Here is a 6954-nt window from a genome sequence, read left to right on the forward strand (position 1 = left end):
TATGTCGTTGATTAAAAATAAAATAAATTCTGAGAATTTACCAAAACACGTAGCCATCATTATGGATGGTAATGGAAGATGGGCAAAATCTCGTGGCGAAGAAAGAACGTTCGGTCACAAAAATGCCATTAATGCAGTAAGAAATGCCATTAATGCATGTAATGAGATTAATATCCCTTACTTAACCCTTTATACATTCTCTTCGGAAAACTGGAGCCGTCCAACAGAAGAAGTGAATACCCTTATGAACCTGCTGGTAGAAACCTTACTGCTGGAAGCGGAAGAAATCTTCAGCAAAGGATTAAGGATGCATGTTATAGGGAACCTTGAAAAACTGCCCGCTTTAGTAAAAGAGCAGTTGGAACGTGTGGTAGAACTTACAAAAGAAAACACAAAAGGAAACCTTGTATTGGCGATAAGCTATGGCTCACAAAATGAAATACTGGAAGCCGTGAAAAATATAAGTTCTGATGTAAAAGAAGGAAAAGTAGAAGTAGAAGATATTAACGAAAGTTTATTTGAAAGCTATCTTTATACAAAAGATTTTCCTCCTGTAGATTTACTGATCAGAACCAGCGGTGAAATCAGAATAAGCAACTTCCTGCTTTGGCAGATCGCTTATGCTGAATTACAGTTTTTAAATGTTCTATGGCCGGATTTTACCAAAGATATCTTCTTCCAATGTATTGTCGATTATCAAAATAAGGAAAGAAGATACGGTTTAACCGGTGAGCAAGTAAAAGGCCAATAAAATTTTAAGAAAAGAAAGACTCGATAAAATGAAGTTTAGACTATTACCCATCATGATGTTTGCTGCTTCTGCACATTTTTATGGACAAGTAACTCCACAAGACAGCACAAAAGTAAATAATGCTGTACATGCAGAAAATGAGGCAGGAACTTATACACTTAAAGACATCGTTGTAGATGGGGTAAAAAAATATACACCCGCTCAGATCTTAAGATTTACAGGGCTTACAAAAGGAGAAAGTGTAGATATTCCAGGACAGAAAATCAGCAATGCTGTAAAGAAACTTTGGGATACCCAATCTTTTTCTGAAGTGGAAGTTTATGTTCAAAGCGTTGAAGGACAAACTATCGTTCTGAGATTTTACCTTCAGGATCTGAAAGAACTTGGAGAAGTAAAATTCGCAGGAAAAGGAATCGGTAAATCTAAAAGCGAAAAACTGGCAAAGGATAATAACCTTAAACCGGGAACTAAGATCACTCAGAATTTAGTTTCAAGCCTTAAAACCAATGTTCCGAAAGATTACATTAAAAAAGGTTTTGCTGATGCTAAAATCACCATTCAGGATAAAGTGAATGCAGGAGATCCTGCTTTAGTAGACTGGACCATCAATGTAGACAAGGGTAAGAGAATTAAAATTGACCATATTGAATTTGAAGGAAATGAAAATGTAACCGACAGCAAGCTTAGAAACAAAGCTTTCAAAGAAACAAAACAAAAACGTTTCGGTATCGGCGGTATTTTGAAATCCTCAAAGTTCATCGAAGATAAATATCAGGAAGATAAGCAGAACCTGATCAGCTATTATAACTCCCTGGGATATAGAGACGCAAAAATCGTTTCAGACTCTGTGTGGAGAAACAAAAGAAATAACTACGAAATCAATGTAAAGCTTAACGAGGGTAAAAAATATTACATCGGGGATGTTACGTTCACCGGTAATACCGTGTACTCTACAGAATACTTACAGAGATTATTAGGATATAAGAAAGGAGATATTTACGATGCGGTAGGATTCAACAAAAAAGTTGGAGAAGACGGAGGTAAGGAAGATGACTCAGATATCAAATCTGTTTACATGAACAATGGTTACCTGTTTTCCAACGTTACACCGGTTGAAAAATCAGTATCCGGAGATGCCGTAAACCTTGAAGTTAGAATTAATGAAGGTGAGCAGGCTACCTGGAACAAAGTAACATGGCAGGGTAATACCACCACCCATGACCACGTTATTCTAAGAGCAATGAGAACAAAGCCGGGAGAGCTATTCAAGAAAACGGAAATTAAAAGAACATATTTCGATTTAGCAGGGATGTCATTCTTCGATCCTCAGCAGATCGGCCAGGATATCCAGCCAAATCAGGTAGACAATACTGTTGATATTAACTGGAAATTGGTAGAAAAAGGTTCTTCCCAGGTACAGCTGCAGGCAGGGTACGGTGGGAACAGCTTCATCGGTACGCTGGGACTTACTTTTAATAACTTCTCATTAAAAAATTTCCTGAAGTTTAAAGACTTCAAACCGGTACCTCAGGGAGACGGGCAAACCTTCTCTATCCAGGTGCAGGCAGGACAGTACTTCCAGAACTATGGAGTATCATTTACAGAACCATGGTTATTTGGTACAAAGCCAACAGCCCTTTCTGTAAGTTTGAACAACTCCAGAGTAAGATATACAGATCAATACGGAGCCGCTCAGAAGCTTAATATCTTCTCCGCTTCAGTTGGGTTAAACAGAAGATTAGACTGGCCGGATGATTATTTCTCGCTTTATACTGGATTACAGTTCCAGAAGTATGACTTCAATAACTATCCATTCCAGTTTGGAAAAACTACAGAGAGTTATGGTTCAGCCAATAACTTCAGTATTAACTTAGGGTTGAGTAGAAACTCTGCAGGTATTGACCCAATCTTCCCTACAATGGGATCCAATGTGGAGCTTTCAGCAAAACTGACTCCTCCATACTCATTGTTTAAAAAGAAAGATTACTCCAGCATGTCAGCTATTGACAAGTATAAGTGGATGGAATTCTATAAGATTAAGTTTAAAGCAGATGTTTATAATGAAATCATCGGAAAACTTGTCCTTAGATCTTCTGCTGAAATGGGATTCATGGACGGATACAACAAACAGTTGGGTGCTCCGCCATTTGAAAGATTCTACATGGGAGGTACAGGTCTTTTCGGAGGAAGATATGACGGTAGAGAATTAATTCCTTTAAGAGGATATGAAAACGCTACTACAGAAGGAGGACAGGCCGAAGATATTACGCAGACAGGTGGGGGTACCATTTATAACAGATTTACCCTGGAATTAAGATACCCGATCTCAATGAGCCAGACTGCTAAAATCTATGCACTTACATTCGCTGAAGGCGGTAACGTATGGAACTCATGGAGTTCTTACAGCCCATTCCAGTTAAAAAGATCAGTCGGAGTAGGGGTAAGAGTTTACATGGGAGCATTTGGATTGATCGGATTTGACTTTGCCTTAGGTCTTGATAAAACATTATCAGGTGAGAAGTCCGGATGGAGAAACCACTTCTTGATGAACCAAACATTATAATTACAAATATGAAGCACTTTAAAATAACTTTCACATTCATATTACTTTTGCTTTTTGGACTCAACAATGCCCAAAAAATAGGAGTAGTGGATACTAATGAAATTTTAAATAAATTACCTCAGTATAAAGAAGCAGAAGCAAGACTGAATTCTCAGATCGATACCTGGGAGTCTGAACTTCAGAACCTTCAATCTGAATATGAAAGAAAAAAGGCCGCTTTTGAAAGTGAAAAAGTATTATTGATAGGAGATCAGCTTAAATTAAGAGAAAAAGAAGTTGTAGACCTTGATAAAAATATCAAAACAACTACCAGCTTACGTTTTGGAGCTAACGGTGAAATTACAAAACTGAGAACAAACCTTGTTTTGCCTTTTCAGGATCAGATCTGGGGAGCCATCAAAACAATGTCCGAAAAAAATGGATTGGGCATAGTTCTTGATAAAAGCAATAACATTAGTGTTATTTTCCTTCAGTCAAAATATGATTACACCGAAAAAGTATTGTCTATTCTGTTGAAAGGAACAGACAAGAAAGAAAAAACAACTAGCAAAGGAAAAAAATAAATTAAAAAATTAACTTTTGCTCTATTTTAAAATCTAAAAACAAATTAAATTATTTATTTACCAGTTATGAAAAAATTAAGTGTATTATTTGCAGCAGTAATGATGGTTGTATCTGTAGGTATGGCAAAAGCTCAAAAAATTGCTACTTTAGATGTAATGGGAGTTCTTAACGCTATGCCGGAGAAAAAGAAAGCAGATGCTGATCTGAAAACATTCTTAGATACAAAACAAGCTGAGATTAAGAAAAAAGCTGATGCAGCTCAAACTAAATTCCAGCAATACCAAACAGAAGCTCCGAAAAAAACAGCTGACGAAAACGCAGCAAGAGAAGCTGAAATGAAAAAATTATCTGAAGAAATCCAGCAAATGCAGGAAAAAGCTCAGAAAGATCTTCAGGCTAAGCAAGATGTGGCTTTCGGACCAGTTGAGAAAAAACTGAACGACGCAGTAGAAAAAGTAGCTAAAGCTAACGGATACGACTATATTATGGATGCTAACTCAACTGCATTCCTTTATAAAGCAGGACCAGATGCTACTGCAGCTGTGAAAAAAGAACTAGGAGTTCAATAATTTCAGCAAATTAAGAAAGATTTATAAAACTAACCATCTCTATTAGAGGTGGTTTTTTTATTTTTGCAGAATGGAAAAAGAAGTATCAACTACGGTAAAAGTCAGGTTTAGTGACTGCGATCCGATCGGACATTTGAATAATGTAAAATATCTTGAGTATATGTTCAATGCCAGAGAAGATCATGTAGAGACATTCTACGGATTTACCTATGAAGAATATACCAAGAAGACCGGCTGCACCTGGATCGCTATTCAAAATGAAATAGCTTACTTAAAAGAGGTAAGATACAATACGCAGGTGGTCATCAGCAGTAAAACCATCGATGTGCAGGACAGAACAGCAAAAGTGGAAATACTGATGAAAAGCTTAGATGAAAAAACAATTCATGCTGTACTTTGGGTAACGGTTATTTATTTCAATGTTAAAACAAGAAAATCTGAGGTTCACCCTCAAGATATCAAAGAAATCTTTGATAAGTTTTACGTAGATTTGATTCAGAAGGATTTCCAGTCCAGAGTAAAATTTTTAAGAAGTCAGAATGCCAAAAATTCTTAGGCAGCAATTCTTATCACATTCCAGGTTTTAAAATTAATAATAAATAAATGAAAAAAATAGCAGTAATAGGAAGCAACGGACAATTGGGAAACTGCATCAGAAAAATAGCTCCTGACTTCGAAAATCAATATGAGTTCTTGTTTACAGACTCGTCTACTTTAGATGTAACCAACGAAGACCAGGTGAATGACTTCTTTTATGATAATAAGCCTGATTACTGCATCAATGCGTCAGCATACACAGCAGTAGACCTGGCAGAAACTGAAAAAGAGAAAGCCTTTGCAGTTAACGCGGACGGTGTAGCCCACCTTGCCCAGGCGTGTGCAGATTATAAAGCTACCCTGATTCATGTTTCAACAGACTATGTTTTTGACGGAACCACAAATCTTCCCTATTCAGAAGACGATTTTACCAATCCAATAGGTATTTATGGAGAATCAAAAAGAAAAGGAGAAGAACTGGCATTGGAAATTAATCCTAAAACAATTATTCTGAGAACCTCATGGCTGTATTCGGAATTTAATAAAAACTTCGTGAAAACAATGCTCAGTCTGTTCTCGCAGAAAAAAGAATTAGGAATTGTTGCAGATCAGTTCGGGCAGCCTACCAATGCAAATGATCTGGCAGAAGCTATCATCAAGATCATAAAGGCTCCACAGAAAACATACGGGATTTTCCACTTCTCAAACTATCCGGAAACAACATGGTTTGAATTCGCACAAAAAATTGCCGAGTTTTCAAAATCCACGGTAAAATTAAATCCTTTAACTACCGAACAGTATCCAACTCCAGCCAAAAGACCTGTCAGAAGTACAATGTCTCTGGATAAAATAGAAAAAGCGTATACAATAGAACCCAAACATTGGGAAAATAGCCTGGAAGAATGTATTGACATACTTTCACAACAATAATATATATATGAAGAATATCGCAATCATCTTTTCTATATTGTGTATCCAGCTTTGGAGTGCACAGAATGTTTATCTTACAAAAGTGGAGAAAACAAACGATAATACAGACAAATTTTTCTACAGAAAAGAAGATGCTACAGAAGATGCTGTTTATTTGGGAGAAGTAGAAGTTCAGGGATTTTCAAAAGATGATGCATTGATATTTTCATTGGTTTATAAAAAAGCAAAAGAGATCGGAGCCAATACATTTCAGTTAAGACCTTTTGAAAATGTTGATGGAACACCTCAGGCTTTTAATGCTGCCAATTATAAAGTAGCATTATATTATACCCCTAAAGAAAAACTAACCGCCCGTCACGGAGAGATGTATATTTTCGCTTCCTCTGAAAAAGATCAGAAAATAAGCATCAATCGTAAAGATTATACCATTTCTCCAAGATCATTTTTAAAGTTAAAAGTAATCCCAGGCGAAATATACACTATTTCAACCAAGAAGCTTTTAGGTTCCACCGTTAAAATTCAGCCCAAAGCCAATGAAGATAATGTTTATTTTCAGATTTCATCTTTAAAAGTAAAGTCTGATAATTCAGGATCGGGTGGTTTAAACCTTAAATCAGGAGATATTATTGGTCTTGAAAAGTCCTATGCAGAATTCTTAAGTGCCATCTACCAGGAAAGCAAACCTTAAAATAGAACTATAATAAGCATATTGTGGGTTTTAATTTATATAAATTTAAATTGAGGGCTTTTTATTTAAAATTTTTCTTCCTTTGAATCAGGTTCTTAGGGCTGAATATGAACAAAAGGTAATTTTTATGTTAAATAAACTTGTTTTGCGTGTTAATAAGTTGTTATCTTTGCCCCACTGAAAACGAGAGTTGATCAGTAAGCGCAGGAGAGCTTTTAGATAAGCATAAACATGATGATACTTCATAAGAGAGACTAAAAAAAACTTTTAAATTTTTTGAGAAAAGAGTTGTGGTTTTAAAAATAGTTATTATCTTCGCAGTCCCAATTACAGGGAGCGCAGGAGTATAGGA

8 protein-coding genes are annotated in these 6954 nt (G+C 36.1%); 7 read left to right on the plus strand and 1 reads right to left on the minus strand.

Annotated features, from left to right (window positions below; translation table 11 throughout):
• Window position 1 precedes the first annotated feature (1 nt).
• The 7 genes from BLW74_RS19385 (at window position 2) to BLW74_RS19415 (ending at window position 6602) form a co-directional block, all read left to right on the plus strand.
• On the plus strand, window positions 2–751 hold the full coding sequence (locus tag BLW74_RS19385) for an isoprenyl transferase (protein WP_089695224.1): 750 nt from the start codon (window positions 2–4) through the stop codon (window positions 749–751).
• A gap of 28 nt (window positions 752–779) precedes the next feature.
• Complete coding sequence (gene bamA, locus BLW74_RS19390; RefSeq protein WP_089695226.1) at window positions 780–3314, plus strand: outer membrane protein assembly factor BamA; 2535 nt, start codon at window positions 780–782, stop codon at window positions 3312–3314.
• 8 nt (window positions 3315–3322) lie between these two features.
• Window positions 3323–3877 (plus strand): OmpH/Skp family outer membrane protein, encoded by a 555-nt coding sequence (locus BLW74_RS19395; protein ID WP_089695280.1) that lies wholly within the window; start codon window positions 3323–3325, stop codon window positions 3875–3877.
• A 66-nt stretch (window positions 3878–3943) separates the two neighbouring features.
• Entirely contained in the window at window positions 3944–4447 is a 504-nt protein-coding gene (locus BLW74_RS19400; RefSeq protein ID WP_089695233.1) for an OmpH/Skp family outer membrane protein, read from the plus strand.
• Window positions 4448–4517: 70 nt separating this feature from the next.
• A complete protein-coding gene (locus BLW74_RS19405; protein WP_089695236.1) occupies window positions 4518–5003 on the plus strand; it encodes an acyl-CoA thioesterase in 486 nt (161 codons plus the stop codon).
• 47 nt (window positions 5004–5050) lie between these two features.
• A complete protein-coding gene (rfbD, locus tag BLW74_RS19410) occupies window positions 5051–5914 on the plus strand; it encodes a dTDP-4-dehydrorhamnose reductase (protein WP_089695239.1) in 864 nt (287 codons plus the stop codon).
• 7 nt (window positions 5915–5921) lie between these two features.
• Window positions 5922–6602, plus strand: coding sequence for a hypothetical protein (locus BLW74_RS19415; RefSeq protein WP_089695242.1), 681 nt, complete (start codon window positions 5922–5924; stop codon window positions 6600–6602).
• Between the two features lie 163 nt (window positions 6603–6765).
• Here BLW74_RS19415 and BLW74_RS22715 read toward each other — a convergent pair.
• A partial coding sequence (locus BLW74_RS22715; RefSeq protein ID WP_228424973.1) for a hypothetical protein occupies window positions 6766–6954 on the minus strand: 189 nt, incomplete at its 5' end.

Origin of the sequence: Chryseobacterium culicis, from assembly GCF_900108365.1 — a bacterium.
GTDB classification, from domain to species: domain Bacteria; phylum Bacteroidota; class Bacteroidia; order Flavobacteriales; family Weeksellaceae; genus Chryseobacterium; species Chryseobacterium culicis.